The organism is Massilia sp. Se16.2.3, assembly GCF_014171595.1.
Lineage (GTDB): Bacteria > Pseudomonadota > Gammaproteobacteria > Burkholderiales > Burkholderiaceae_D > Telluria.
The window spans coordinates 4,944,399-4,970,690 of record NZ_CP050451.1 but is presented as its reverse complement, the minus strand read 5'-3'; the positions used below and the strand labels follow the sequence as shown (position 1 = coordinate 4,970,690).

Sequence of the window (26,292 nt, the reverse complement as noted above, 5' to 3'; positions counted from 1 at the left end):
CGCTCTTTCGAGAAGTTTATTTACTATGCATTTCTATAGCGCAACTTCGACGATCCCGCCCATCCTTGCCGTACCGCTGATGATCGCGCCGCGCGGCGTGCGCACCTGCACTACCTGGCCTTCGCCGGCATTCGCAATCGCCTTGCCTTCACCCGAGACCGAGAAGTTTTCGCCGCGAGAAATAATGCGCACGGCCTGGTTCTGCTGCACCACCGGTTTCGACTTCAGCGCATCGAGGCGCAGCGGGGCGCCGGCCGGCAGCGAGACGATGGGCGTACGCCCGATCGCTTGCGCCATGTCAGTGATGATGCCGTTCGGCATGGCCGCGATATCGCCCTGCATTGTCGCCAGCTGGCTGGCGTCGATCGGCTGGCCCTGGGCCAGCGGCACCGCGGCCGTCAGGTAGTCGGCCAATACGCTCACTTGCGCCTGGACGAACACGGTCCAGACGGGGGGCGGTGCAGCGCACGCCCACCGTCGTCTTGCCCCGGGCCGTGCGCCTGGCTGCTGGAAGGCCTCCGGGGACGGGCAGCTTGCCAGCGACAGGCGCGGGTCGACCGCGCCGACCTTGATCGTCACCTTGCCCGGCAGGCCGGCGCTTTGTCCTTCCAGATAGGCTTGTGCGGCCTTGCGCAGCGCAGCGCCGTCCTGGCGCGCGGCGGCAGGACTGGCGGCTGTTGTGGCGGCCTGGGCGGGCGACAGGAAGGCGGCCAGCATGGCGGCCAGCAGGGCGGCAAACAGCGGAAGCGTCGACAGTATGCGTTTCTTGGACATGGCAGTGGATGCAATCAGGATGGCTGCCATCTTAGGTGTCTTGGTTCCACGGTGAAACTTTGAATAGCCGGGGATTCCCGTCCCTCATCGTTTGATTGGCTTGTGTTGCCCAAACGTATGATTCACGCTGTCCCAACAAGAAATCAGCCCGGAGGCGGCATGATCGGCAAACTCGACAACTACTTACGATTCAATGAGGCAGCGCTTTCGCTGCGCGCCCAGCGCCAGGAAATCATTGCGTCCAATATCGCCAACGCCGACACGCCGAACTTCAAGGCGCGCGACATCGATTTCTCCAGCGCGCTGCAGGGTGCTCTGGCAAAAGGCGCGAATGCCGCCAACCCGCAGCTGGCCGCCACCAATGGCCGCCACCAGCAGCCGGCCCCGGCCGCCGACGGCAAGGCGCTTGCCGACGGCACGCCGGTGCTCTACCGCGGCGTGGTCCAGGGCGCCGTGGACGGCAACACGGTCGACATGGACGTCGAACGCAACCAGTTCGCCGACAACGCGCTGCGCTACGAAGCCGGCATCACCATGATCAACCATCAGATCCGCGGCCTGATGGCGGCGATCCAGAACGGTCAGTAATCAATCAGGCGGGTAAATCATGTCGCTCTTTAATATATTCAATGTCTCCGGTTCGGCCATGAGTGCCCAGGCCCAGCGCCTGAATACCGTTGCCAGCAACCTCGCCAACGCCGACAGCGCCACCTCGTCCACGGGCGAAGCCTACCGTGCAAAACAGGTCGTGTTCGAAGCGGTTCCCTTGAACACCGGCGCCACCGGCGTCAAGGTGCGCGAAGTGGTCGAAGACAGCTCGCCCCTGAAACAGGTCTACGACCCGAAGCATCCGATGGCCGACGAGAAGGGCTATGTTTCGATGCCGAACGTGAACGCGGTGGACGAGATGGTCAACATGCTGTCGGCATCGCGTTCCTACCAGAACAACGTCGAAACGATGAACGCGGCGAAAAGCATGCTGCTCAAAACCCTGACCCTCGGTCAGTAATCCCTAAGCGAGACACCCCATGTCCACCGTAAATTCCGCCGGCGCCGGCACCTCGATCAACGACTTGATGTCGACGATGAACAACAAGAAGGCCGAGAAAGACAGCGTCCAGGCCGACACCGACAAGTTCATGACCCTGCTCGTGACGCAGCTGAAGAACCAGGATCCGCTGAACCCGCTCGACAACGCCCAGGTGACGAGCCAGCTGGCCCAGCTGCAGACCGTTACCGGCGTCAACAAGCTGAACGAAACGCTGGACACGCTCAAGGCCAGCTACCAGTCGAGCGAAGCGATGCAGGCGACGAACCTGATCGGCCATGGCGTGCTGGTCGAAGGCAATACCATCAACCTGACCGGCGGCAAATCGGTGTTCGGTGTCGACCTCGCCACCGCCGCCGACAACGTGCAGGTGATCGTCACCGACCCGCGCACCGGCAAGGACGTGGCCACGATCGACCTCGGCGCGCTTGACGCGGGCGCGATGCCGCTGGCCTGGGATGGCAGCAGCGATGCCGTCGACGCCGCCATGCTGGCCGATGGCAAGTACAGCTTCCGCGTCGTCGCCTCGCGCGGCGGCCTGCCGCTGACCGACGTCAAGGCGCTGAGCGTCGATACGGTGGCCAGTGTAAGTACCAATTCGAAGGACGGCGTCAAGCTGAACCTCGCCGGCAAAGGGAGCATTTCCCTCGCCGACATCAAACAAGTCCTGTAAGCCAAGCCGCTTACTAACCTTCCCAGGAGAATCACATGTCTTTCCAACAAGGCCTGAGCGGCTTGAACGGCGCAGCGAAATCGCTGGACGTCATCGGTAACAACATCGCCAACGCCAGCACCGTCGGCTTCAAGAGTTCGCAGGCGCAGTTTGCCGACGTCTATGCCAGCTCGCTCAACGGCGCCGGCGGCGTGACGGCCGGTATCGGTACCAAGGTGTCCCAGATCGCCCAGCAGTTCACCCAGGGCAACGTGGAATCGTCGAACAACTCGCTCGACGTGGCGATCAACGGCCAGGGCTTCTTCCGCACGGTTTCCTCGGGCATGGTGCAGTACACCCGTAACGGCCAGTTCTCGCTGGACAAGGACGGCTTCATGACCAATGCGCAAGGTGCCAAGCTGACCGGCTACGGCGTCGGTCCGACCGGCAGCGTGCTGGCGGGCGCCCCGATTCCGATCCAGATCAGCACCGCCGACATCAAGCCGGTCTCGACCACCAAGGTCGGCATCGAGATGAACCTCGACTCCCGTGCGGCGGCCCCGGCCGTTACGCCCTTCGACGCAGGCGACCCGAACTCCTATAACAAGCAGTCGCCTATCGATGTGTATGACACGCTGGGCAATCCGCATGTGCTGTCGAGCTTTTACGTGAAGAACGGCTCGGGCACCTGGGACGTGTACGCGGCCAATGACGGCATCGAAGTCAACCAGCTGAAAGTGGCGCAGTCGTCGCAAGGCGACGCCGCCGTGGTTGCCGCGCGTGCCGAATGGGATGCGGCCACCAAGGCGATTCCGCCAGTCGCCGCCACCATCGCGACCGCGCTGGCCAAGTATGCCGATGCGGCCTCGGCCGTCGTGGCCGCCGCTGCCGGTCCGGCCGGCGCCGACGCCATTGGCCAGGCAGCCATCGTCGAGGCGGGTACCGACGCCGCGAAAATCGCCGGCTACACCCCGGACCAGGTCGACAAGGCGATCACCGCGGCCGTGAAGGTCACGCCGAAGCCGATCGGCACCCTGAAATTCGACGAGAACGGCGCCCTGAACGCGGTTGACACGGCGAACGGCGGCAAGTTCAACATCGACCTGCCGATCTTCCCGTCGACCGGTTCCGATCCGGTTCAGAAGATGGAAATCGCCTTTACCGGCACCACCCAGTACGGCACCGGTACCAGCGACAAGAAACTGACCCAGGACGGCTACACCGCCGGCCACCTGCAGCGCTTCTCGATCGGCGAAGAGGGCATCGTGCTGGGCCAGTACAGCAACGGCCAATCCAAGCCGCTGGGCCAGGTGGTGCTGGCGAACTTCGCCAACGTCAATGGCCTCGAACCCCTCGGCAACAATGCCTGGGCCGAGTCGTCGAAGTCGGGCACGCCGCTGGTGGGCGTGCCGGATTCGGGCAGCTTCGGCGTGCTGCAGTCGTCGGCGGTGGAAACCTCGAACGTCGACCTGACGGCCGAACTGGTGAACATGATCACGGCGCAGCGCGTGTACCAGGCGAATGCGCAGACGATCAAGACGCAGGATTCGGTGTTGCAGACGCTGGTGAACCTGCGTTAATTGGCAAGTTGACTAGCCGCTGGTTTTCGTAGGGTGAGACCGCGTGGGCGGAGCCCACCCTACGATCAGTGGTTATTCGTAGGGTGGAGTCCTGACTCCACGCTGTACAAAGCAGCATATCGAAACGCTCGACAACGGCACGAACGACAAAGGAACAACATGGACCGCTTGATCTACACCGCCGCCTCCGGCACCAAGCACATCCTCGAACAGCAAGCCACGGTTTCGAACAACCTGGCGAACCTGAACACGACGGGCTTCCGCGCCCAGCTCGATACCTTCCGCGCCGTGCCGGTGCTGAGCGAAGGGATGCCGACGCGTACCTTTGTCGTCAACAACACGGTCGGCGCGAATTTCGAGTCCGGTCCGCTGCAACTGACCGGCCGCGACCTCGACGTCGCCATCAAGGGCCCGGGCTGGATCGCGGTGCAGAATGCCGACGGCAGCGAAGCCTATACCCGCAACGGCGCCCTGCAGATGAGCCCGAACGGCGTGCTGACCACGACGTCCGGCGCGACGATCCAGGGCGAGGGCGGTCCGATCACGATTCCGCCGGACGTCACGGTGACGGTGGGCGGCGACGGCACCATTTCCACGGTATCGAACGCCGAGCGTCCTGCCGCGCCCGTCATCCTCGGCCGCATCAAGCTGGTCAATCCCGCCGAGAAAGACCTGGTGCGTGGCGATGACGGCCTGTTCCGCCTGAAGGACGGCGCCCCGGCCCAGGCCGACCCGTCCGTGCGCGTCGCCGGCGGGGCGCTCGAGGGCAGCAACGTCAACGCCGTGGACGCCATGGTGTCGATGATCGGCCTGGCCCGATCCTTCGAGACGCAAATGAGCCTGATGAAGAACGCCGAGAATAACGCCGCGAAAGCCAGTCAGATCCTTGCTTTGAACTAAGTGTTTCTCCAGCATAATTCTTCCATACGCGGTGGGTCCCGGTCGGGACTGCCGCCGCCAATAGGAGAATTTCATGATTCGTTCGCTGTTTATCGCCAAGACCGGCCTCGAAGCGCAGCAAACCAACCTCGACGTCATCACCAACAACCTCGCCAACGTCAGCACCAACGGCTTCAAGCGTTCGCGTGCGGTGTTCGAGGACTTGTTGTACCAGACCGTGCGCCAGCCAGGCGCCCAATCCTCCCAGCAAACCAATCTGCCATCGGGCCTGCAGCTCGGTACCGGTGTGCGCGCCGTCTCCACCGAGCGCATCTTCACGCAAGGTAATCCCCAGCAGACCGGCAACTCGAAGGACGTCATGGTCAACGGCTCGGGTTTCTTCCCCGTGCTGCTGCCTGACGGTACCCAGGCCTATACCCGCGACGGCTCCTTCCAGACCGATGCCAACGGCACCCTGGTCACTTCCAGCGGCTATGCCGTGCAGCCGCCGATCACCATTCCCGCCAACGCCGAGTCGATCACGGTCGGCCGCGACGGTACCGTCTCGATCAAGGTCGCCGGTTCCACCGCCACCACGCAGGTGGGCAACCTGCAATTGATGACCTTCGTGAATCCGGCCGGGCTGGAATCGAAGGGCGAGAACCTGTACCTGGAAACGACGGCCTCGGGCAACCCGAACGCGAACACCCCGGGCACGAACGGCGCCGGCGTCCTCATGCAGGGTTATGTGGAAACCTCGAACGTCAACGTGGTCGAGGAAATGGTGAACATGATCCAGACCCAGCGCGCCTACGAGATCAACAGCAAGGCGATCACCACGTCCGACCAGATGCTGCAGAAACTGTCCCAGCTGTAATCGTCACCGAGAACGCCTTCGACACCATGAAAAAACTCGCTTTCCTCGTCCTCCCCGCCATGCTGGCCGCCTGCGGCACCACGCCGAGCTCGATCGTCCCGGAAACGCGCAGCGCGCGCCCGGCACTGGCCGAAGTCGCGCCGCCGGCCGATGGCGCCATCTACAACGCCGCCAGCTACCGTCCGATGTTCGAGGATCGCCGCGCCCGCCATATCGGCGACCTGTTGACCATCAACATAGTCGAGAAGACCTCGGCCAACAAGGCCGGCGCCAGCTCGGGCAACAAGGCGGGCAGCGCCAGTTTCGGCCTGCCGGGCGTGATCCAGTCGAAACTGGGCGCGAACGTGGCCCTCGAGGGCGCGACGAAGTTCAACGATGGCGACAACCAGAGCGCCAGCAATGCCTTCACCGGCACCATCGGCGTGACCGTGACCGAGGTGCTCTCGAACGGCAACCTGATCGTCGCCGGCGAAAAACAGATCGCCATGAACAAGGGTGTCGAATTCATCCGCTTCTCCGGGCTCGTCAGCCCGGACAACATCCAGGCCGGCAATGTCGTGTCCTCGAGCGTTGTCGCCGACGCCCGCGTCGAATACCGCACCAATAGCCGTATCGACCGTGCCGAAGTCGATTCGATGATGTCGCGTTTCTTCCAGTCGATGTTGCCGTTTTAATAGCCGAGGATGACCATGCGTTTCGCTTTTCCGCTGCTCGCACTCTGCGCCGTTCTCACCGCAAGCGTTCCGGCCCGCGCCGAGCGCCTGAAGGACATGGCCAGCATCGCTGGCGTGCGCCAGAACCAGTTGTCGGGCTATGGCCTCGTGGTTGGCCTCGACGGCACTGGCGACCAGACCAGCCAGACCCCGTTCACGGTGCAATCGATCGTCGCCATGCTGCAGCAGAAGGGCGTGAACCTGCCGCCGACCTCGCAGCTGCAATTGAAGAACGTCGCCGCCGTGATGGTCACGACGGCGCTGCCGGCCTTTGCCCAGCCAGGCCAGACCATCGACATCACGGTTTCCTCGATCGGTAACGCGAAAAGCTTGCGCGGCGGTACGCTCCTCATGACGCCGCTGCAGGGCGCCGATGGCCAGGTGTACGCCATGGCGCAGGGCAATGTGCTGGTCGGCGGCGTCGGTGCCTCCGCCGGCGGTGGCGGCGCCCAGGTGCAAGTCAATCATCTTTCGGTTGGCAAGATCTCGAGCGGCGCGACCGTGGAAAAGGCCGTCGCCTCGAACCTCGGCGAGAACAACCAGATTCGCCTGGAACTGAACCAGACCGATTTCGCCACCGCCAGCCGCGTGGTCTCGGCGCTGAACGACCAGTTCGGCGTCGGCACCGCCACCGCGCTCGACGGCCGCGTGATCCGCGTGCGCACCCCGTCCTCGTCGGATGCGCGCGTGAGCTTCATCGGCCTGCTGGAAAACATCGACGTGAAACCGGCCGCGGCGGCGGCGAAAGTGATCCTGAACGCGCGTACCGGTTCGGTGGTGATGAACCAGTCCGTCACCCTCGATACCTGCGCGATTTCGCACGGCAATTTGTCGGTGACGATCGGCGCCGATACGCAGATCAGCCAGCCGGCGCCGGGTTCGCGTGGCCAGACCGTGGTGGCGTCGACCCCGACCGTGGAAGTGAAGAAGGATCCGGGCAAGGTGCTGCTGGTCAAGGGCGGCGCTTCGCTGGCGGAAGTCGTGAAGGCGATGAATTCCATCGGCGCGACCCCGCAAGACCTGCTGGCGATCCTGCAGGCGCTCAAGGCCGCCGGTTCGCTGCGCGCCGAACTCGAAATCATCTAAGAAGGACCAGCCATGACCCCCTCCAGGACGGACCTGAGCAGCACGTTCGCGCTCGATACCCAGAGCCTGGGCGGCCTCAAGCAGTCGGCCAAGACCGGCTCGGCCGACGCCATGCGCGGCGCCGCGACCCAGTTCGAAGCCATGTTCATCAACCAGATGATGAAGACCATGCGCGACGCCACGCCGCAGGAGGGGATGATGGACAACCAGCAGACCAGGATGTTCACGTCGATGCTGGACCAGCAGATGAGCCAGAACATGGCCAAGCGCGGCATGGGCCTGGCCGACGTGCTGGTGCGCCAGCTGTCGGCCCAGACCGATGCCAAGGCGCTGGCCATCGGTGGCGAAGGCGGTGCCGCCGCTGGCGCCGGTGCGCTCGACATCCCGATGCTGCCGAACAAGGCGCGCGGCGTGCAGGGTGTGGACGCCGGCGTGCAGACGAACGGCACGAGCGCCAGCGGCCGCACCCGTGCGCCGCACGTGCGCGATTTCCGGGAAAAAGCTGGGCTCGCACGCGGCGGCAGCGGAAGCGGCCACCGGCGTGCCGGCCAAGTTCATGCTTGGCCAGGCCGCGCTGGAAACGGGCTGGGGCAAGCGCATGATCAGGAATAGCGACGGCAGCAATGCCAACAACCTGTTCGGCATCAAGGCCGGTCCGGGCTGGAAAGGCAAGGTTGCCACCGCCGTCACCACCGAATACGTGAACGGCCAGGCGCACCAGCGCGTGCAGCGCTTCCGTGCCTACGACAGCCCGGCCGATTCGTTCAAGGACTACGCGCGCATGATCACCAATAATCCGCGCTACGAGAAAGTGCTGAACCACGCCGGTGACGCCTCGGCCTTTGCCCACGGCCTGCAGCGCGCCGGTTATGCGACCGATCCACATTACGGCACCAAGCTGTCGAAGATCATCAAGCACTCCCTGGCGTAAGAGGGCATGAGTAACAACATTGGCGGGCCGGCATCACTATTCAAGTTTTGCCAACGCCTGCCGTAGAAGAAGATAACTCGCGAGAAAAGACATGTCCGGAAACCTCCTCAGCATCGGCAAAAGCGGTTTGTACGCAGCGCAAACCGCGCTGACGACGACCGGCCATAACATCACCAACGCCAACGTCGAAGGCTACAGCCGCCAGGGCGTGGTGCAGGCCACGTCGACGACGATGGAGCACGGCTATGGCTTCGTCGGCACCGGCACCAAGATCGCCGAGATCAAGCGCTACAGCGACGAATTCCTGAACACGCAGGTGCGCACCGCCACGGCCTCGACCTCCTCGCTCGACGCCTATTACGCCCAGGTCAGCCAGATCGACAACCTGCTGGCCGATACCACCTCCGGCCTGTCGCCGGCGATCCAGAACTTCTTCTCGGCCGTGCAGGACGTGACCGGCAACGGCGCCTCGATCCCGTCGCGCCAGGCGCTGCTGTCCTCCAGCGAAACGCTGGCCGGCAGCTTCCAGCAGATCGACGCGCGCCTGGAGGAAATCGGCGAGGGCGTGAACAGCCAGGTCCAGACCAACGTCAACCTGATCAACACTTACGCCAAGCAGATCGCCGAGATCAACTCGAAGATCGGTTCCTATGGCTCGATCGAAGGGCGCAAGCCGAACGACCTGCTCGACCAGCGCGACCAGCTGGTGATGGAGCTGAACAAGCACGTCAAGGCGACCGTCACCGCCGGCAGCAACAATGCCATGAACGTCTCGATCGGCAACGGCCAGCCGCTGGTCGTCGGCCAGCAGGCCTTCCAGCTGGCGACGATGAAGACGCCGACCGACCAGACGCGCCTGACCGTGGGCTATGTCACCGGCGACCGCGTCACCCAGTTGCCGGAAAGCGCACTGGCCGGTGGCGAGCTGGGCGGCATCATGGAATTCCGTACCCAGACCCTCGACCGCGTGCAGAATTCGATCGGCCGCCTGGCGCTGGGCATGGCCATGAGCTTCAACGACCAGCACAAGCTGGGCATCGATGGCGCCGGCAAGCAGGGCAAGGATTACTTCGTCGCCGCGCCGGCCTTCGTCTCGGCCGCCATCGACAACAACGGCGCGGCAACAGTCGGCGCCGTCGTCAAGGACGTGACGAAGCTGACCGACAGCGACTACAAGGTCGAGTCCGATGGCACCAGTTTCTTCGTGACGCGCCTGTCCGACAACAACCGGACCAAGATCGACCCCTACAACGCGGCCGGCACCACCCAGACCATCGACGGCGTGGCGTTTTCCATTGCCGGCGCCGCCGCCTCGGGCGACAACTACCTGGTGCGCCCGACCGCCGGGGGCGCCGCCAACTTCCAGCTGGCCATTTCCGACGTGAGCGAGATCGCCGCCGGCATGCCGGTGGCCACCAGCGCGCCGCTCGCCAACAAGGGCAGCGGCCAGATCAGCGCGGGCAGCGTCAGCGCCGGCTTTTTCACCGCGCCGCCGACGCTGCCGGTGACGCTGAGTTTTGACGCCGCCGGCGGCGGCCAGCTGACCGGCTTCCCGGCCGGCGCGACCATCACCATGACGCAGAACGGCAGCACCTCGACCTATACCGGTTCGGCACCGTTCAAGGCCGGCGCCAGCTACAGCTTCGCCGGCGTGAACGTGACGATGTCGGGCGCGCCCGCCAACGGCGACAGCTTCAGCATCAGCGCCAACACCGCCGGCACCGCCGACACCCGCAACATCCAGGCCCTCGGCGCGCTGCAGACGAAGAACATTTTCAACGGCGCCAGCGCCACTTACCAGTCGGCCTTTGCCCAGACCGTGAGCGCGGTCGGCAACAAGACGCGCGAAGTGCAGGTGAACGCCAGCGCCGGCGAAGCCCTGCTCAAGCAGGTGCAGGGAGCGGCCTCGGACGTGTCGGGCGTGAACCTGGACGAGGAAGCGACCAACCTGCTGAAGTACCAGCAGGCTTACCAGGCGGCCGGCAAGGTCATGCAGATTGCCAACACCATTTTCGACACGCTGCTGTCGATCGCACGCTAATAGCGAACGAGGAAGTACACCATGCGCATCAGCACGAAAAGCATCTACGAAAACGCGACGACCCAGCTCAACACGCTGCAGTCGAACATGGCGCGCACCCAGACCCAGCTGGCCACCAACAAGCGCATGCTGACGGCGGCGGACGATCCGATCGCGTCGGCGCGCGCGTTGGAAGTGACGCAGTCGCAGTCGCTGAACACCCAGTACGCCGCCAACCGCTCGAACGCGAACAGCTCGCTGTCGCTGGTGGAAGGCGCGCTCAGCGACGCCGGCGACTTGCTCATGGATGTGCAGACGCTGGTGGTGCAGGCCGGTAACGGCACGCTGTCGAAATCGGACCGCGGCATGATCGCCACCGAAATCGAGGCGCGCATGCACGACCTGCTGGGCGTGGCGAATACCTCCGACGGCTCGGGCGGCTACCTGTTCTCGGGCTACCGCGGCACCACCGTTCCCTTCATCCAGACCGACAGCGGCGCGAGTTACCAGGGCGACCAGGGCCAGCGCAAGCTGCAGGTGGGTTCCTCGCGCTCGATTGCGATCAGCGACTCGGGCAGCAGCATTTTCGAAAACAACCGCACCGGCAACGGCAGCTACCAGACCAGCATGGTCGACGGCAACCAGGGCGGGGCGGTCGCCACCAGCGGCTCGGTGTCGGACCCGTCCAAGCTGACCGGCCACAACTACACGCTCGAATTCAAGGTCAGCGGCACCCCGGCCGTGACCACCTACAGCGTCACCGACACCAATACCAACACGGCCGTGCTGGCGAACCAGCCTTACGAGACCGGCAAGCAGATCGCCTTCGACGGTACCTCGTTCGCCATCACCGGCCAGCCGGCCGATGGCGACAAGTTCGCCGTCAAGCCGAGCGAAAAGGAATCGATCTTCACCACCATGACCAACCTGGTCAAGGCGCTGCGCGACTCCGGCGAGACCACCAATGGCCTGGCCACGCTGAGCAACAAGCTGACCACCGCCAGCGAAGGCCTGAAGTCCTCGCTCGACAACATCCTGACGGTGCGCGCCTCGGTCGGCTCGCGCATGAAGGAACTCGACTACCTGGAAGACTCCGGCTCGGACCTGAATATCCAGTATTCGGCGACGCTGTCGAAACTGCAGGACCTCGACATGGTGAAGGCGATTTCGCAGTACGCCACCCAGCAGCAGACGCTGGAAGCGGCGCAGAAATCGTTCAAGACGATGTCGGGGCTGTCGCTGTTCAATTACATCGGTTGATCCGCTGCGCTCCCTCCATGCCGGGCCGCTTGCGAGCGGCCTTTTTCATTTCCGGGATTATCTTTCGGTAACAGTGATTATTTGAGAGCATTTTTTTGGGTATTGCGGGTATGATGCGCGCGCATTTGCACATGCATGCACTCAATTTGACACCAGGAATTCGATAATGAAAAAAGCAATCTGGGCCGGCCTCGGCATCGTACTGGCCGGCTGTGCCTCGAGCGGCCCGATCCCGACCGGCAAGGACACCTACATGATCACCAAGCAGAGCGCAGGCGGCCTGGCGGTGCCCGGCTCGAAGGTCAAGGCGCAGATCCTTGTCGAAGCCAACGAGTTCTGCGCAAAGAGCGGCAAGACCATGGAACTCCTGAACGCCAGCGCGAAGAACGCGATTCCATTCGCGCGCACCTCGTCGGCGGAAATCTCGTTCAAGTGCGTGGCGCCGCAGTAAGCAGGCAGCTCGCCAGTCAGGCTGGCAGGGTGCCGGCGGGACGCAGCGGGCAATCGGCCCCTACGTCTTCCAGCTTGCCCGCCAGCGCCGCACGCAGCTGCGCCAGGCCGGCGATACGGGCATCGATGTCCTCGAGCTTGTGCGCCAGCGCGGCGCGGATCTGAACGGCACTGCTCGCCGGATCGGCCAGGAGCGGCAGGTCCGCCTCGATTTCCGCCAGCGTGAAGCCCAGCGCCTGGGCGCTGCGCAGGTAGCACAGCCACTCGACGGCTTCCACGGGATAGTCGCGGTAGCCGTTGGCGCGCCGCCGCGCCGCGATCAGGCCGCGCTCCTCGTAGAAACGCAGGGTATCGCGCGACAATCCCGTCGCCGCCGCCAGTTCTCCGATCCGCATCGACTTCCCCTTCAAAAACGCTTGACCCTGGAGTGTACTCCATGGTCGACGATGGCAGCTCACCTACTTTCCGGGAGCCGCCATGCGCGCCTTTTCACTGCCCACCTACCTGCACATCGTCCGCGCCAGCGCCCTGTATGACCTCGTCGTCACGGCAGGATTCGCCACGCCCTGGACCTTCCCCTTTATTCATCGTTTGATGTCAGGTCTGAACGAGGGGATGGGCGCCGCGCCGCTGCCGGCTTTCGGCCCTTTTCACATGCTCATTGCCGGGCTGCTGGGCAGCATCGTAGTGGTATGGTCGCTGCTGCGCATCCGTGAACCGGCGCAGCGCCTCGGCCGCCATGACGGCGCCGCGCGCCTGCTGTTTTCGGCCTGGATGGCCTGGACCCTGCATGCGACCGGCGCACCGCTGCTCTGGCTGTTGCTGGTGCCGGAGTTCGCCTGGGGCGTGATCCAGTGGTGGCCGGTATCGCCCGGGGAAGGACGGCGCGACCGGGCATTGGTGCCGATGGCCGCCTGAATCAGGCGGGTGCGCGCCTGCGCCACACCACGACCTCGTTGCGCAGCACTTCGCGCACGCGGTGATACGGAATCATGCGCGCAACACCGTCGCGGCCGATGAGGTCGAACGAGAAATGCTGGCCTTTGTCCATGACGATGCGCTCGAAGGAAATGTGCACGATGCGGTTCCAGACCCGGTCGTAGTAGCCGATGGTGAAATGGGCGTTGCCGAAGTCGTTATCCCAGAGGATGCGGTGCAGGATGTCCTGGATGGGCGTCATGGTGGCGGGCGGATGGCGGGCTGTCGATTGTAGCGGGGCGCAGGGCGCGGTGGCGCCTGCCTGCCGTCCGCGCGAATGCGGCTAGCAGGGCAGCCGTGCGTCGCGTGCCAGCATGTCCTGCAGCGCGCTCTGCGACAGCGCCGGGCTGAAGTAAAAGCCCTGCATCTGGTCGCAGCCGTGGTCGCGCAGGAAGACGAGCTGTTCGAGCGTTTCCACGCCTTCGGCGATCACCTTCATCTTCAGGTTATGGCCCAGCGCGATGATGGCGCGCGTGATCACGAAGTGGCCATTGTGGATGTCGCCGCTGAGGAAGGAGCGGTCGATCTTGATGAAGTCCACGGGGAATTTCTGCAAGTGGCTCAGGCTCGAATAGCCCGTGCCGAAGTCGTCGATCGACAGGCGCACGCCGAGTGCCTTGAGCTGGGCGAGGGCGTCGGTAGCTTCGTCCGGATGGTCCATCAGCTGGCTTTCCGTGACTTCCAGTTCGAGGGTGCGCGGATCGACGCCGTGGCGCGCCAGGGTGCGTGCCAGGCCGCTGGCGAACTGGCGATGGCGCAGCTGGCGCGCCGACAGGTTCACCGAGATGACGAAGTCGTCGATGCCGAGCGCCCCCAGGGTTTTCAGGGCGCGGCAGGCTTCGTCGATCACCCACTGCCCGAGCGGGACGATCAGGCCGGTCTCCTCGGCCACGGGAATGAATTCGTCCGGCGGCACCACGCCCTGTTCGGGATGATGCCAGCGCACCAGGGCTTCCGCGCCGACCACCTTGCCGGTGCGCAGGTCCACCTTGGGCTGGTAGCCGAGCACCAGTTCCTCGTTGCCGATCGCACGGCTGAGGCTCGCTTCGAGCATCAGGTGCTGGTGCACGGCCTGGTTCAGTTCGTTCGAATAGAACTGGCAGTTGTTCTTGCCCAGCGTCTTGGCGTGGTACATGGCGGCGTCGGCGGCGCGCATCACGCGGTCGACGTTGTCGCCGTCGTGCGGGAACAGGCTCACCCCGATGCTGGTGCCGGCGATGATTTCCTGGCCGGCCGCCAGGATGGGCAGGGCGACGCTCTGGCGGATGCGTTCCACCAGGTCGGCAATATGGTCGAGGCTCGGCTGGTTGGCGATGACGAGCACGAACTCGTCGCCGCCGACGCGCGCGACCGTGTCGTCTTCGCGCACCTTGACGCGCAGGCGGTTGGCGATTTCGCGCAGCACGATGTCGCCCGCCTCGTGGCCGAAGTTGTCGTTGATGTGCTTGAAATTGTCGAGGTCGAGAAAGGCGAGGGCGCCCGGCAGGCCGCGGTTGCGCGAACTCTCGATTGCCGTTTTCAGGCGCTCCTGCAAGAGCGTGCGGTTGGCCAGCCCGGTGAGCGGATCGTGGTGGGCGAGGTGGTGCAGGCGCCGCTCGTAGTGGCGCGCCTCGGTGATGTCGTTGATGACGGCAACGAAGTGGGTGACTTCGCCCTCGACGTTGGCGACCGGATCGATGCGCAGGTCGTTCCAGAACACTTCGCCGTTCTTGCGGGCATTGCGCAGGATGGATTGCACGCTCCGCTTGTTCTGCAGGGCCTCGCGAATGCGCTGGTGCTCGTGCACGTCGCAGCCTTCGATGCGCATGAAGCGCGGATCGCGTCCCTTGATTTCCGCCAGCGTGTAGCCGGTCATCTGTTCAAAAGCGGGGTTGACGTACTCGATCTTGTGCTCGCCGTCTTCGCCGCAGGTGATCACGATCGCGTTCACGCTCGCGTACATGGCGCGTTCGCGTACCCGCAAGCCCTGTTCGGTGCGCTTGCGCGCGCTGATGTCCACGCCCGTGCCGAAGATGCAGGGCAGGTCGCCCAGGTTGGTGCGGGCGCACTGGAACAGGAAGGTGGTGCGCTTGCCGTGCTTGCCGACCAGTTCCGCCTCGTGCGAGGAGCTGCCGCGTTCGAAGGCGTCCATGATCTTCTGGACGATCCTTGCGCGGTCCTTTTCGTCGAAGAAGAACTGGACATCGGTCGTGGGCAGCTCTTCGCTCGACATCTCCAGCGCTTCCTCGAGCTGGCGGTTCCACAGCAGCAAGTGCCCGCTCTGGTCGATCACATAGAAGACGCAGGGCAGGCCCTCGATGATGTCGGCGACCGGCAGGTCCTGGATCAGCGCATAGCGGGGCGCGGGCAGGCCGGCGCGCGGCACCACGATCACGCTGTAGTTGCCCGGCTGCTCGGGGTCGAGCGATTGCGGCGCGATCGTCATCCGTACCGGCAGGCGCCGCCCGTCGGCGCACACCAGGTAGCCGCTGGAATCGAAATTGGCGCGCGCCGCGATCGACGGCGTCACGCCAGGCAGGTCGTCGAAGGCGATCAGTTCGTCAAGCCTGCGGCCCTGGATGTCGCCCACCTTGTACCCTGCGAGCCGCTCGCATGCGCGGTTCCAGCTCGTCAGGACGCCGGCCGCGTCGACGACGAATACCGCAAGTGGTAAGGGCGTGAGATTCAATCCATCCTCCTGTCGCCATGCCGGGCTGGCATGAAAGCGTGCCAGTCCAAGGATGCATGATAGACCAGCGCATCCTGGGGAGCGAGCGATATTCGCACTAGCGAATTACGCTCATGCAGGCCGCATGCGCGCGCCACGCCGCCGTTTGTTATTGCAATTTTGCAATAATTGGTGAGCTTTGGGAGGAATCCCGTGCTCTAGAATGGAGCGGCGCAACGGCACGCATGGATGCCGCTTCAATGGATGAATGATGGGTGAATTCAGCGGTTGGCACTGGATGATCGTGCTGGTATTTCTCGCGGCTTATGCCGCGATTTTCATGGTGCCGATCTGGCGCATCCTGAACAAGGCAGGGTATTCCGGCGCCTGGTCCTTCCTGACCTGGGTGCCACTGGTCAACCTCGTCTGCCTGTGGGTGTTTGCCTTCAGCAGCTGGCCGGTGGAGCGCCGCCAGGGACCGCAGTAGCCGGGCGCGACCGGCCTGGCCGGCCGTCCTGGACAACCAGCCTCAGGGCCGCTTCAGTTGGCCGATGACGCTCGCGACCTTGGTGGTGATGACGTCGACCGCCGGTCCGTTGGCCCCGTGCGGCAGGATCACGTCGGCGTGGCGCTTGGTTGGCTCGATGAACTGCTTGTGCATCGGGCGCACCGTTTCCAGGTACTGGCTGACGATGCTCTCCGTCGTGCGGCCGCGTTCGGCAATATCGCGCTGCATGCGGCGGATGAAGCGCACGTCGGGCGCGGTGTCGACGAAGATCTTCAGCGACATCATCTTGCGCAAGTCCGCGTCGTACAGGGCGAACAGGCCCTCGATGACGATGACCGGGGCCGGCTTGACGGGAATGGTCTTGTTCGAGCGGTTGTCGATCGTGAAGTCGTATTCCGGCATCTCGATCGCTTCGCCATTGCGCAGGGCGCGCACGTGCTGCACCAGCAGGGGCCAGTCGAAGGCTTGCGGGTGGTCGTAGTTCTGCTTGCGGCGCACTTCCGGGGTGAGGTCGGACTGGTCGCGGTAGTAATCGTCCTGCATCACGACCGAGACCATCTCGGTGCCGAAGGACGCCAGCACTTGCTGGGTCACTGTCGACTTGCCGCTGCCGCTGCCGCCGGCGACACCAATGACAAAGGGCTGGAAAGAAATCTCATTCATCCCCGCATGATACCGGAGCGGCGGCCGAACTGACAGGGCCGTGCGTCCAAATGCGGTGTCCGGGAAGCACGCAAGGCGGTGGTGCGGATGTTTCGTTGCTCCCGAAATAAGAGCGAAGCTGCCCGGCTCAGCGGCCCGGCGCTACCGCTGGCGCGGCACCCCGGGGCGCGAGCACAGCCGGCACCCGCGGCGCCGGTGTCCTGTCGGCGGGCGTCCTGTCGGCCGCCCCCTGTCGGCGGGCGCCCTGTCGGCCGCCCCCGTGGAATCCGCCGCCCGGCCTCGATGCCTTCATTGAACAAATTCTGGATCGGAATGTTCAGGTAGGGCAGGGCGACGCTGATGGTCAGCATGCCGACGCCCAGCGTGATCGGAAAACCGATGCCGAACAGGTTCAGCTGGGGCGCGGCGCGCGTCAGGATGCCGAGCGCGACGTTGGTGATCAGCAGGGCGGCGATGATCGGCAGCGCCAGCTGCAGGCCGGCGGAGAACACGCGCGCCCCCCAGCGCGCCAGTTCCAGCGGTGCCGCCAGCGACAGCGGCGTGCCGGAAATCGGCAGGCTGACAAAACTTTCCGACAGCGCAGCCAGCAGCACCAGATGGGCGTTCACCGCCAGGAAGGACATGGTCGCGACCATCGACAGGAACTGGCTGACCGCGGCCGAGCGGCCTTGCGTACTTGGGTCGAAAAAGGAGGCAAAGGAAAAGCCCATGGCCGAGCTGGCAAGCTCGCCCGCGTATTCGATGGCGGCAAAGACCAGGCGCATGGCGAAGCCCATGGACAGGCCCACCATCATTTCCTGCACCAGGATCAAGAGGCCCGCGTAGGACATCGGATCGAGCGCCGGCACGGCCGGGACGTTCGGCGCGATGATCAGCGCCAGCAGCACGCCCAGGATGAGTTTTACCTGGTTCGGCACGCTGGCATGGCCGAACAGCGGGGCGGCCGCGATCAGGCCGAGAATACGCGTGAGCGGCCAGATGAGGCCCGCGATCCAGGCGTTGATCTCGAGGGAGGTCAGCGTCAGCATCGACGCCGGCTCAACTGACCATGTTGGGGATGCCGGTGAACACCTGGCGCATGTAGTCGAGCATGACCGACAGCATCCACGGGCCGGCCACGACCAGGGCGACGAACACGCCGATCAGCTTCGGGATGAACGAGAGGGTGGCCTCGTTGATCTGGGTGGCGGCCTGGAAGATGCTGACCACCAGGCCGATGACGAGGGCGACGAGCAGCAGCGGCGCGGACACCAGCAGCGTGATTTCCATCGCCGTGCGGCCCATGGTCATGACGGTTTCCGGAGTCATGGGAGCGTTCCTAATTGAAGCTCTGGGACAGCGAGCCCAGCAGCAATTGCCAGCCGTCGACCAGCACGAACAGCATCATCTTGAACGGCAGCGAAATCACCGCCGGCGACATCATCATCATACCCATCGACATCAGGACCGAGGCGACCACCATGTCGATGATGAGGAAGGGGATGAAGATGGCGAAGCCGATCTGGAAGGCGGTTTTCAGTTCGCTGGTGACAAAGGCCGGGATCAGGACGCGCAGCGGGATGTCTTCCGGACCCTGCAGGGCCGGGGTGCGCGAAATCTTGACGAACATGGCGAGGTCGGACTGGCGCGTCTGCTTGACCATGAAGTCCTTCAGCGGCTGGGCGCCGCGGCTCATCGCTTCGGTCATCTGGATGCGGTTTTCCTGCAGCGGCAGGTAGGCGTCCGTATAGATCTTGTCGAAGGTCGGCCCCATCACGAACAGGGTCAGGAACAGGGCCAGGCCCACCATCACCTGGTTCGGCGGCGCGGTTTGCGTGCCGATGGCCTGGCGCAGCAGCGACAGCACGATGATGATGCGGGTAAAACTGGTCATCATCAAGAGCGCCGCCGGCAGGAAAGTAAACGCCGTCATCAGGAGCAGCGTCTGTACCGGCAGCGAATACTGGGTGCCGCCCGCGACCGGGCTGGTGGTGAAGGCCGGGATGCCAGGCTGGGCCAGCGCGGCCAGCGGCAGCAGGGCCAGGCCCGCGGTCAGCAAAATGAGGTGTTTACGTTGCATTGACTGGTCTTGCCTTCATCCGTTTGCCTCGATCCCGAGGCTTGTTTCGTTGCGCTTTGTTCAGTTGCCCGGTGCCGGCTTACTTCGCATTGCGCTTGTCGAGCGTCTGCTTGAGCCAGTCGGAAAAACTGGCCGCCGGCGCTGCATGGCCGGCCAGGGTGGCGCCGCCCCGGGCGCCGCCGTCCTGCCGGGGCATGGTCGCCAGTGCGTTCACGCGTCCCGGCGAGGCGCCGACCACGATCCACTGGTCGCCTACTTCCACCACCATGATGCGTTCGCGCCCGCCGATGTTCAGGGCCCCGACCATGCGCAGGTTGGCCGAACTGCCGGCCACGCGCGGACCGTAGCGTTTCATGGCCCAGGCCAGCGCGGCCAGCAGGGCCAGCACCAGCACCGGGGCGAGGATGGTCTGCAGCAGGGTGCCGGCCGAGGGGCCGGGCGCCGCCTGCGGCATGGGTGCCGGGTTGGCCGGCGTGCCCGGGATCGCCGCCGGAGCGGCCGGCATGCTGGCCGTATCGGGTGCGGGGCCCGTCACCGGGCCGGCCGTGGTCGGCACTTCGCCGACGGTGGTGGCGCGTTCGGCCACGGGCGTGGCGGCCGTGGCGGGACGGGAAGAGGAGGGAGGGGGGGGCTTGCAGCGACGCTGCCCGATGGGCCAGCCGCTGCGCCGGCGCGGCCGCCAGCCGGCGCCTTGCCGCTGCGCTCGCTGGCGGCCGTGGCTGGGGCGCTCCCCGCCGGCGCTTGCTGGCGGCTATCGGCCGCGCCTGGTCCCGGGACGGCGCGGGCTGCGCTGCCGCCTGCTGCGCCGGTGCCGGGGTGGCTTGCGCCGGGGTGATGCGTTCCGCCTGGACGGCCTGCCCGGAAGCGCAGGCCGCCAGCGGCAGCAGGCAGGCTGCCGCCAGCAGCAGGTTCGCCCCGTACCTTGCCGCACCCAGTCGACGCCGGTCGGAGTCCGGCGCGGTGCGTGTGTTGGCTTCTGTTATGGCAGAAAGGCAGGCAGGGGCGAGCTTTAGCATCATTTATTCAATTTTCTGATCCGTTCCGATGGCGTGATGATATCAGTGAGCCGGATACCGAACTTGTCGTTCACGACCACGACCTCGCCCTGGGCGATCAGGCAGCCGTTCACGAGCACGTCCATCGGCTCGCCGGCCAGGCCGTCCAGTTCGACGACCGAGCCCTGCGCGAGCTGCAGCAGGTTCTTGATCGCGATCTTGGTGCGGCCCAGTTCCACGGTCAGCTGGACCGGGATGTCGAGGATGAAGTCGATGTCGTTCGGGGTGTCCGGACGCGGCGTCCTGGCGCCGAAATCCTGGAAGACGGCGGCGCTGGCCGCGCTGGCGGTCTGCTGCTTCTGCAGCGCCGCCGCTTCCGCCGCCGCCTGTTCGGCAATCGCGGCGCCCCAGTCGTCGTCGAGGTTCTGGTCGTCCATATTGTCAGACATTGTGTTTCTCCTGATTGAAGCTGTCGCTGTTGGCCAGCAGTTTCTCGACCTTCAGCGCGTACTGGCCATTCGAGACGCCGTAAGTGCATTCCATCACCGGCACGCCGTCGACCGTGGCCTGGATCGATTCCGGGACCGTGATGGAAATCACGTCGCCGACTTTCATGTTGAGGATCTCGTCGAAGTTCGCCTTGCCGTGGCCGAGTTCGGCCACCAGCTCGACTTCCGCCACCTGGATCTGCTGCGTCATCAGGCGGATCCAGCGCTTGTCCACTTCGAGCGCCTCGCCCTGGATGCTCGAGGTCAGCGCATCGCGGATCGGCTCGATCATCGAGTAGGGCATGCAGAAGTGGATCTGGCCCGACACGGGACCGAGCTCGATCGTGAACGTTGACGATACCACGACTTCGTTCGGCGTCGCGATGTTCGCGAACTGGGTGTTCATCTCCGAGCGCACGTACTCGAATTCGATCGGATAGACCGGTTCCCACGACTTGGTATAGGCCTCGAACACGACGTCGAGGATGCGCATGATGATGCGCTGCTCGGTTTGCGTGAAGTCGCGGCCCTCGACGCGGGTGTGGAAGCGGCCGTCGCCACCGAACAGGTTGTCCACCAGCAGGAACACGAGACCCGGATCGAACACCATCAGCGCGGTGCCGCGCAGCGGTTTCATGTGGATCAGGTTCAGGTTGGTCGGGACTACCAGGTTGCGGATGAATTCGCTGTACTTGGAGACGCGCACCGAGCCGACGGACACCTCGGCGCTGCGGCGCAGGAAGTTGAACAGGCCGATGCGCAGCAGGCGCGCGAAACGCTCGTTGATGATCTCGAGCGTCGGCATACGGCCGCGCACGATCCGCTCCTGGGTCGCCAGGTTGTACGTGCGGACTCCCGAGGTATCTTCAGGCGCGGCAATGTCGTCCTGATCGCCGTTGACCCCCTTGAGGAGGGCATCGACTTCTTCCTGTGAGAGGAAATTATCGGCCATGATGTCTGATTATTCGCTGCTTACTGAATGATGAAAGAGGTGAACAACACGTCGGCCACTTCCTGCTCGTCGCCGTGCTCGTCGAAAGGCTTCTGCACCTCGGCCTTGATCTCGGCCGCCAGCTGCTGCTTGCCTTCGACCGTATTGATTTCCGATGCCTTCTTGTTCGACAACAGCAGCAGCACGCGGCTGCGCACCTTTGCCATGTTTTCCTTGATCAACTCGACCTGTTCGGGACCCTCGATCTGCAGTGTAAACTGGACTTGCAGATATTGGTCGCCATTCTCGGGCTGCAGGTTGACGGTGAAGGATTCGAGCGGCAGGTAGTCGGCCTTGACGGCCTCCTTGTCCTTCTTTTTCTTCTTCTTCGGCGACGCTTCCTCATGGGCATCGGCGTCGCCGCTGCCATGCATGAAGAACCAGCTGGCGCCGGCGCCGCCGCCGAGCAGCAGCACGCCCGCGACCAGCATGATCATGAGCTTCATCTTCGAGCCGCCTGCCGGCGCTGCTGCCGCCTCTGCTTTCGGATCTGCCTTCGTTTTCGGATTCGCTTTCAAGATGCCTCTGCTGCAAAATGGGTTGCCGGGATGCGGAATGATGCCATTATCGAGAAAAAATGCGCAGCGGCAAGCTTTGAAAAGAGGGGGGAAGCTGGGCTATCTCGGGGTTTGCGTTCTCGCCCCGGTCCCTTGCCACGAAAACGGCCGCACAGGGCGGCCGCAAACGGAACATCATGCGTCAGTCTCGCGTAGGGCGAGACGATAATGAATCATCATCACGCGAAGGTATCGACCGCTCCGGCGCCGCCCAGGATGCGGCTGCGCTGGCGCGGCGCGACTTCCGCCACGGCACTGTCGCCCCCGCCCTGGCCGCCACTACGGCTGCCCGGCCGGCCTGAGCCCTGGCCCTCCTGGCCTGGCGGCCTTCGCTGCCGGCGTTCACGGTCGCGTTACCGAGCGCGATGCCGCTTTCGCTCATCATTTCGCGCAGGCGCGGCAGTGAATTTTCCAGCGCCTGGCGTACTTCCATCTGCTGGGACGAGAAGGTCACGCTGGCCATGTCGTTCGACACGTTCAGCACCACCTGCACCGGTCCGAGATCCGGCGGGTTCAGTTCCAGCGTGGCGCTCTGCTCCTCGCCGCCGACCATCCAGATGACTTTCTGGCCGACCTGGTTGTCCCAGGCCGGGGTGCCGACGCGCGCGCTCAGGCGGTCGGTCGGGACGCTGCCGGCCGCCTGCGCGCTCTGCAGGGCCGTGGCCTGGGCGTTCAGGCTGGAAAACGCTTCCAGTGCCGGCGGCGCCTCCTTCATGGCGGTTTGAAACGTGCTGTCCTTCAGCTTGGCGGCGAAGTCGGCGCCTTCCATCGGCAGCTTTGCCGCGTCGGCCGTCCTGCCCAGGCCGAGTGCGCGCAGGTCGATGCCCCCATCGGGCTTCTGGCGCTGCCCTTCGTCCGCCTCGTCCGCCAGTGCGTCGCCAGCCAGCTTGAGGAGCGGTTCCGCATCGTCGTCAGCTCCGCTCTGCAGGCCGGCCAGCAGGGCGTCCGGTTTGGCGGCCGTCTCCAGGGGCGCTGGGGCGGCGGCTGCCGGCACCTGTGCCGCAACGTTCAGGCTGGCCATCAGGGCCAGCATGTCGACCACCGCATCGGCGGCGCGGGCGCCAGCGGCGTTGCCGTCCTCGCTGCTGCCTTCATCGGCGCCCGCCGTCTTGTCCTGCGCGTTTGCCGCCTGCGTGCCCTCGGCCTTGCCGGCGGACTCCGCGTGCGCCGTTTCCTTTGCCGGCTGTTTGGCCGCTTCGCGCGGCGCCGGTTTCGCTTCATTGGCGGCCTTGGCCGGTGCCTGCGGCCTGGGCGCGCTGACGCCGCCGGGATGGCATGACAGGCTGCGCTTGCGGCTGGGCCAGTGCCTGGCGCCCCTCGAGCTGGCGCTGTTCGATCTGGCGCGCCAGCGTGGCGCTGAAGTTCACGCCGTCGCTCGGGGGCGTCACGTTCATGCGCGGGCTCTGCGGCTGGACGCCGGGCGTCAGCTGGATGGGCAGGGAAGAGGTCGTTTGCATCGTCATGTCGGGAATCGATTCGTTCTGCGATGGTTCAGTGGTTGGCGCGGCGGGCGGTGCGAGCGGCGTGGTCGTCCATCATTTTCTGGTCGCGCTTGTTTTCAGTCTTGAGGGCCTCGGCCGCCGCGCGCTCGGTCAGCGTGCGGTAGGACAGGCGCTTGCGTTCGCTTTCCTGCCAGGTGGTCTTTTCCAGCTCACTCTTGTATTTCGCGTGCTTTAACACTTCCTGCTGGCCATTGATCGCGTTGTCGAGCTTGCCGACAAAGGCGACGAAATTCGCGTAGGCGAAGGGCGTGATGCCGTTCATCTGCGCCTGGTCGAGCCTGTTCGCGTAATCGTCCCGGTAGCCGAGCAGCATCTGCAGCTTCTGTTCGGCTTCCTCGACCGACCTCAAAGCCGCGCCGAGGCGCTTGGCGGCGTCGTCGGAATCGCGCTGGGCCAGTTCGATCAGGGTTTCAAGGGCGGACGTATTTGCCATAGTGAATCAAAGTATAGCGAGCCCGATGCCATACCGATCAGCTGAACAGAGAGGTTAATTGCCCCAAACTCTGGCCCATGTTCGTGTTTTCATGGATTTCCTGGCACAGGAATTCCTCGATCTGCCCATTCAGCGCGATGGCCTGGTCGAGCACCGGATCGCTGCCGGCGGCGTACGCCCCGACGCTGATCAGGTCGCGCGAGCGCTGGTAGCGCGAATACAGCTGCTTCAGTTTGCGCGCGCGCAGCTGGTGCTCGTGGGTGGTGATGCCGTGCATCGCGCGGCTGATCGATTGTTCGATGTCGATGGCCGGATAGTGGCCTGCTTCGGCCAGGTGGCGGTTCAGGACAATGTGGCCGTCGAGAATACCGCGCGCGGCGTCGGCGATCGGATCCTGCTGGTCGTCGCCCTCGGACAGCACGGTATAAAAGGCCGTGATCGAGCCACCGCCTTCCAGGCCGTTGCCGGCGCGTTCCACCAGCACCGGCAGCTTGGCGAACACGGAAGGCGGATAGCCCTTGGTGGCGGGAGGTTCACCAATTGCCAATGCAATTTCACGTTGTGCCATTGCATAGCGCGTCAGCGAATCCATGATCAGCATGACGTTCTTGCCCTGGTCGCGGAAATGTTCGGCGATCGCCGTGGCATAGGCCGCGCCCTGCAGGCGCATCAGCGGCGGGCTGTCGGCCGGGGCGGCGACCACGGCGGAGCGCGCCATGCCTTCCGGTCCGAGGATCTGCTCGATGAATTCTTTCACCTCACGGCCGCGCTCGCCGATCAGGCCGACGACGATCACGTCCGCCGTGGTGTAGCGCGCAATCATCCCCAGCAGCACGGGACTTGCCGACGCCGGTACCGGCGAACAGGCCCAGGCGCTGGCCCCGGCCGACCGTCAGCATCGAATTGATGGCGCGCACGCCGACGTCCGGGTGTCCTTGATCGGGGCGCGGTCGAGCGGATTCACGGGGCGCGCGTTGATGGGCGCGACGTCGGTCGTCTCCAGCGGTCCCTTGCCGTCGAGCGGACGGCCGGCGCCGTCGACCACGCGGCCGAGCAGGCCCCAGCCCACCGGCAGGTGGCGCGCGCGGTCGCTGGGACGGCGGCGCGGGTGGTTCACGGTACCGGGGCGCGGCACCGGCGTTTCGACCGGGAACACGCGCGAGCCGGGCACCACGCCTTCGACATCGCTCTGCGGCATCAGGAACAGGCGCTCGCCTTCGAAACCGACGACTTCGGCTTCGATCCGGGAGCCGTTCGGCAGCGGAATGGTGCAGGCGCTGCCGACGGCCAGGCGCAGGCCGACGCATTCCATCACCAGGCCGGCCACGCGCGTGACGCGGCCCGATACCTGCATCGGCTCGACGAAACCGACCAGCGCATCGCAGTCGGCCAGGTAGGCTTTCCAGCGCGCAGTGTGGCGATCGGATGCGCGCTCGGGCGTGCCGTCGAGATGTGCCGCCATCAGCCCAGCCACTCCACGTTCTTGCCCAGTGCCTGGGTCAGGCGCGCCCAGCGCGACGCGGCCTGGGCATCGATCTGGTTGCTGGCCGTGTCGACCTTGCAGCCGCCGCGGCCGATCTGCGGGTCGGCGACAACGCGCCAGCCGCCCTTGTCGAGTTCATCGGCAAGCGCGGCGCGCACGATGTCGATGTCGTCAGGGTTCAGCGCCGGGATGGCCGGCTGCTGCAGCACCGGCAGGTAGTCGATCGCTTCGCGCACGATCGGGATGACCAGTTCCGGACGGACGGTAAAGGCGCTGCGCACCATCGAACGCGCCAGGTGCAGGGCCAGGTCGAGCACATCGGAGGCGATGGTCTCGTCGGCCTGCGCCACGGCGGCGCTGAAGGTGGCGGCGATTGCGCGCAGTGCGCCGAGCTCTTCGGCGGCGGCGACGCGGCCGGCCTCGTAGGCTTCGGCGTGGCCCGCCGCGCGGCCTTCCTCCAGGCCCTCGGCATAGCCCTCGGCGCGCGCCGACTCGCGCAGCGCTTCCATTTCGGCGGCGGTGGGCAAGCCGATGGCGGGCGAGGAGGGCGCATAGGCTTGCGCGGCCGCCCTGGCAGCAGCGGCCGCCGCGGCGGCGCGGTCCGCGCGTTCGCGCTCCTCGGCCTGGATGCGGGCCGAAAGGGTGCTCGGCCGCTCGTCGCCGAACGAGGTCATTTCCCAGCGCTTGAACGCGCCCTGCGTGTCTTTGCTCATCTTTA

At 65.1% G+C, this 26,292-nt stretch carries 28 protein-coding genes and 3 pseudogenes; 14 read left to right on the top strand and 17 right to left on the bottom strand.

Annotated features, from left to right (window positions below):
• Positions 1 to 33: 33 nt before the first annotated feature.
• On the bottom strand, positions 34 to 774 hold the full coding sequence (flgA, locus tag G4G31_RS22810; RefSeq protein WP_229425205.1) for a flagellar basal body P-ring formation chaperone FlgA: 741 nt from the start codon (positions 772 to 774) through the stop codon (positions 34 to 36).
• A gap of 159 nt (positions 775 to 933) precedes the next feature.
• Between flgA and flgB the strand changes: the two genes are divergently transcribed.
• From flgB to G4G31_RS22750, 12 genes and pseudogenes are all read left to right on the top strand, one after another.
• Complete coding sequence (flgB, locus tag G4G31_RS22805) at positions 934 to 1,362, top strand: flagellar basal body rod protein FlgB (RefSeq protein WP_182989512.1); 429 nt, start codon at positions 934 to 936, stop codon at positions 1,360 to 1,362.
• Positions 1,363 to 1,381: 19 nt separating this feature from the next.
• Complete coding sequence (gene flgC / locus G4G31_RS22800) at positions 1,382 to 1,783, top strand: flagellar basal body rod protein FlgC (RefSeq protein WP_182989511.1); 402 nt, start codon at positions 1,382 to 1,384, stop codon at positions 1,781 to 1,783.
• A 19-nt stretch (positions 1,784 to 1,802) separates the two neighbouring features.
• Positions 1,803 to 2,495 (top strand): flagellar hook assembly protein FlgD, encoded by a 693-nt coding sequence (locus tag G4G31_RS22795; protein WP_182989510.1) that lies wholly within the window; start codon positions 1,803 to 1,805, stop codon positions 2,493 to 2,495.
• Positions 2,496 to 2,530: 35 nt separating this feature from the next.
• Positions 2,531 to 4,054, top strand: coding sequence for a flagellar hook protein FlgE (locus G4G31_RS22790; protein WP_182989509.1), 1,524 nt, complete (start codon positions 2,531 to 2,533; stop codon positions 4,052 to 4,054).
• 159 nt (positions 4,055 to 4,213) lie between these two features.
• Positions 4,214 to 4,954, top strand: coding sequence for a flagellar basal-body rod protein FlgF (flgF, locus tag G4G31_RS22785; RefSeq protein WP_182989508.1), 741 nt, complete (start codon positions 4,214 to 4,216; stop codon positions 4,952 to 4,954).
• Between the two features lie 73 nt (positions 4,955 to 5,027).
• Complete coding sequence (flgG, locus tag G4G31_RS22780; RefSeq protein ID WP_182989507.1) at positions 5,028 to 5,810, top strand: flagellar basal-body rod protein FlgG; 783 nt, start codon at positions 5,028 to 5,030, stop codon at positions 5,808 to 5,810.
• A 26-nt stretch (positions 5,811 to 5,836) separates the two neighbouring features.
• The gene (locus tag G4G31_RS22775) at positions 5,837 to 6,484 is read left to right on the top strand and encodes a flagellar basal body L-ring protein FlgH (protein WP_182989506.1); all 648 of its coding nucleotides are present in this window, start codon (positions 5,837 to 5,839) and stop codon (positions 6,482 to 6,484) included.
• A 15-nt stretch (positions 6,485 to 6,499) separates the two neighbouring features.
• Positions 6,500 to 7,609, top strand: coding sequence for a flagellar basal body P-ring protein FlgI (locus G4G31_RS22770; RefSeq protein WP_182989505.1), 1,110 nt, complete (start codon positions 6,500 to 6,502; stop codon positions 7,607 to 7,609).
• 12 nt (positions 7,610 to 7,621) lie between these two features.
• A pseudogene (gene flgJ, locus G4G31_RS22765) lies at positions 7,622 to 8,540 on the top strand (flagellar assembly peptidoglycan hydrolase FlgJ).
• Between the two features lie 91 nt (positions 8,541 to 8,631).
• On the top strand, positions 8,632 to 10,581 hold the full coding sequence (flgK, locus tag G4G31_RS22760) for a flagellar hook-associated protein FlgK (protein ID WP_182989504.1): 1,950 nt from the start codon (positions 8,632 to 8,634) through the stop codon (positions 10,579 to 10,581).
• Between the two features lie 21 nt (positions 10,582 to 10,602).
• A complete protein-coding gene (gene flgL, locus G4G31_RS22755) occupies positions 10,603 to 11,820 on the top strand; it encodes a flagellar hook-associated protein FlgL (RefSeq protein WP_182989503.1) in 1,218 nt (405 codons plus the stop codon).
• A gap of 166 nt (positions 11,821 to 11,986) precedes the next feature.
• Positions 11,987 to 12,271 (top strand): hypothetical protein, encoded by a 285-nt coding sequence (locus tag G4G31_RS22750; RefSeq protein ID WP_182989502.1) that lies wholly within the window; start codon positions 11,987 to 11,989, stop codon positions 12,269 to 12,271.
• 16 nt (positions 12,272 to 12,287) lie between these two features.
• Here G4G31_RS22750 and G4G31_RS22745 read toward each other — a convergent pair whose 3' ends face one another.
• A complete protein-coding gene (locus tag G4G31_RS22745; RefSeq protein WP_182989501.1) occupies positions 12,288 to 12,665 on the bottom strand; it encodes a MerR family transcriptional regulator in 378 nt (125 codons plus the stop codon).
• Positions 12,666 to 12,747: 82 nt separating this feature from the next.
• Here G4G31_RS22745 and G4G31_RS22740 point away from each other — a divergent pair, with 82 nt between their 5' ends.
• Positions 12,748 to 13,188 (top strand): hypothetical protein, encoded by a 441-nt coding sequence (locus G4G31_RS22740; protein ID WP_182989500.1) that lies wholly within the window; start codon positions 12,748 to 12,750, stop codon positions 13,186 to 13,188.
• Between the two features lies 1 nt (position 13,189).
• On the opposite strand, the gene G4G31_RS22735 is transcribed toward G4G31_RS22740, so the two are convergent.
• Positions 13,190 to 13,450, bottom strand: coding sequence for a DUF504 domain-containing protein (locus tag G4G31_RS22735; RefSeq protein ID WP_182989499.1), 261 nt, complete (start codon positions 13,448 to 13,450; stop codon positions 13,190 to 13,192).
• 81 nt (positions 13,451 to 13,531) lie between these two features.
• Positions 13,532 to 15,916 (bottom strand): EAL domain-containing protein, encoded by a 2,385-nt coding sequence (locus tag G4G31_RS22730; protein ID WP_182989498.1) that lies wholly within the window; start codon positions 15,914 to 15,916, stop codon positions 13,532 to 13,534.
• A 250-nt stretch (positions 15,917 to 16,166) separates the two neighbouring features.
• Here G4G31_RS22730 and G4G31_RS22725 point away from each other — a divergent pair, with 250 nt between their 5' ends.
• Positions 16,167 to 16,382: a hypothetical protein gene (locus G4G31_RS22725; protein WP_182989497.1), complete on the top strand. Its 216-nt coding sequence runs from the start codon at positions 16,167 to 16,169 to the stop codon at positions 16,380 to 16,382.
• Positions 16,383 to 16,424: 42 nt separating this feature from the next.
• Here the strand turns inward: G4G31_RS22725 and udk are convergent, their stop codons facing one another.
• The 13 genes and pseudogenes from udk to G4G31_RS22660 form a co-directional block, all read right to left on the bottom strand.
• Positions 16,425 to 17,066, bottom strand: a complete 642-nt coding sequence (udk, locus tag G4G31_RS22720) for a uridine kinase (protein WP_182989496.1) — start codon at positions 17,064 to 17,066, stop codon at positions 16,425 to 16,427.
• 257 nt (positions 17,067 to 17,323) lie between these two features.
• Positions 17,324 to 18,094, bottom strand: a pseudogene (gene fliR, locus G4G31_RS22715) (flagellar biosynthetic protein FliR); the annotation flags it as partial.
• A gap of 10 nt (positions 18,095 to 18,104) precedes the next feature.
• Positions 18,105 to 18,374, bottom strand: a complete 270-nt coding sequence (gene fliQ, locus G4G31_RS22710) for a flagellar biosynthesis protein FliQ (protein WP_182989494.1) — start codon at positions 18,372 to 18,374, stop codon at positions 18,105 to 18,107.
• Positions 18,375 to 18,384: 10 nt separating this feature from the next.
• Positions 18,385 to 19,125, bottom strand: coding sequence for a flagellar type III secretion system pore protein FliP (fliP, locus tag G4G31_RS22705; RefSeq protein WP_182989493.1), 741 nt, complete (start codon positions 19,123 to 19,125; stop codon positions 18,385 to 18,387).
• 79 nt (positions 19,126 to 19,204) lie between these two features.
• Positions 19,205 to 19,711 carry a flagellar biosynthetic protein FliO gene (gene fliO, locus G4G31_RS22700; RefSeq protein WP_229425204.1) on the bottom strand — a complete coding sequence of 169 codons (507 nt, stop codon included), beginning with the start codon at positions 19,709 to 19,711 and terminating at the stop codon, positions 19,205 to 19,207.
• Between the two features lie 429 nt (positions 19,712 to 20,140).
• A complete protein-coding gene (fliN, locus tag G4G31_RS22695) occupies positions 20,141 to 20,569 on the bottom strand; it encodes a flagellar motor switch protein FliN (protein ID WP_182989492.1) in 429 nt (142 codons plus the stop codon).
• Positions 20,562 to 21,560, bottom strand: coding sequence for a flagellar motor switch protein FliM (gene fliM / locus G4G31_RS22690; protein WP_182989491.1), 999 nt, complete (start codon positions 21,558 to 21,560; stop codon positions 20,562 to 20,564). Before fliM ends, fliN begins: the two co-directional genes overlap by 8 nt.
• A gap of 20 nt (positions 21,561 to 21,580) precedes the next feature.
• The gene (gene fliL, locus G4G31_RS22685; protein WP_229425203.1) at positions 21,581 to 22,045 is read right to left on the bottom strand and encodes a flagellar basal body-associated protein FliL; all 465 of its coding nucleotides are present in this window, start codon (positions 22,043 to 22,045) and stop codon (positions 21,581 to 21,583) included.
• A gap of 253 nt (positions 22,046 to 22,298) precedes the next feature.
• On the bottom strand, positions 22,299 to 23,189 hold the full coding sequence (locus tag G4G31_RS22680) for a flagellar hook-length control protein FliK (RefSeq protein ID WP_182989489.1): 891 nt from the start codon (positions 23,187 to 23,189) through the stop codon (positions 22,299 to 22,301).
• 184 nt (positions 23,190 to 23,373) lie between these two features.
• Entirely contained in the window at positions 23,374 to 23,619 is a 246-nt protein-coding gene (locus G4G31_RS22675) for a hypothetical protein (protein WP_182989488.1), read from the bottom strand.
• A 28-nt stretch (positions 23,620 to 23,647) separates the two neighbouring features.
• Positions 23,648 to 24,091, bottom strand: a complete 444-nt coding sequence (fliJ, locus tag G4G31_RS22670) for a flagellar export protein FliJ (protein WP_182989487.1) — start codon at positions 24,089 to 24,091, stop codon at positions 23,648 to 23,650.
• 37 nt (positions 24,092 to 24,128) lie between these two features.
• Positions 24,129 to 25,553, bottom strand: a pseudogene (fliI, locus tag G4G31_RS22665) (flagellar protein export ATPase FliI).
• Positions 25,553 to 26,287, bottom strand: coding sequence for a flagellar assembly protein FliH (locus tag G4G31_RS22660; protein ID WP_229425202.1), 735 nt, complete (start codon positions 26,285 to 26,287; stop codon positions 25,553 to 25,555). Before G4G31_RS22660 ends, fliI begins: the two are co-directional and overlap by 1 nt.
• Between the last annotated feature and the right edge of the window lie 5 nt (positions 26,288 to 26,292).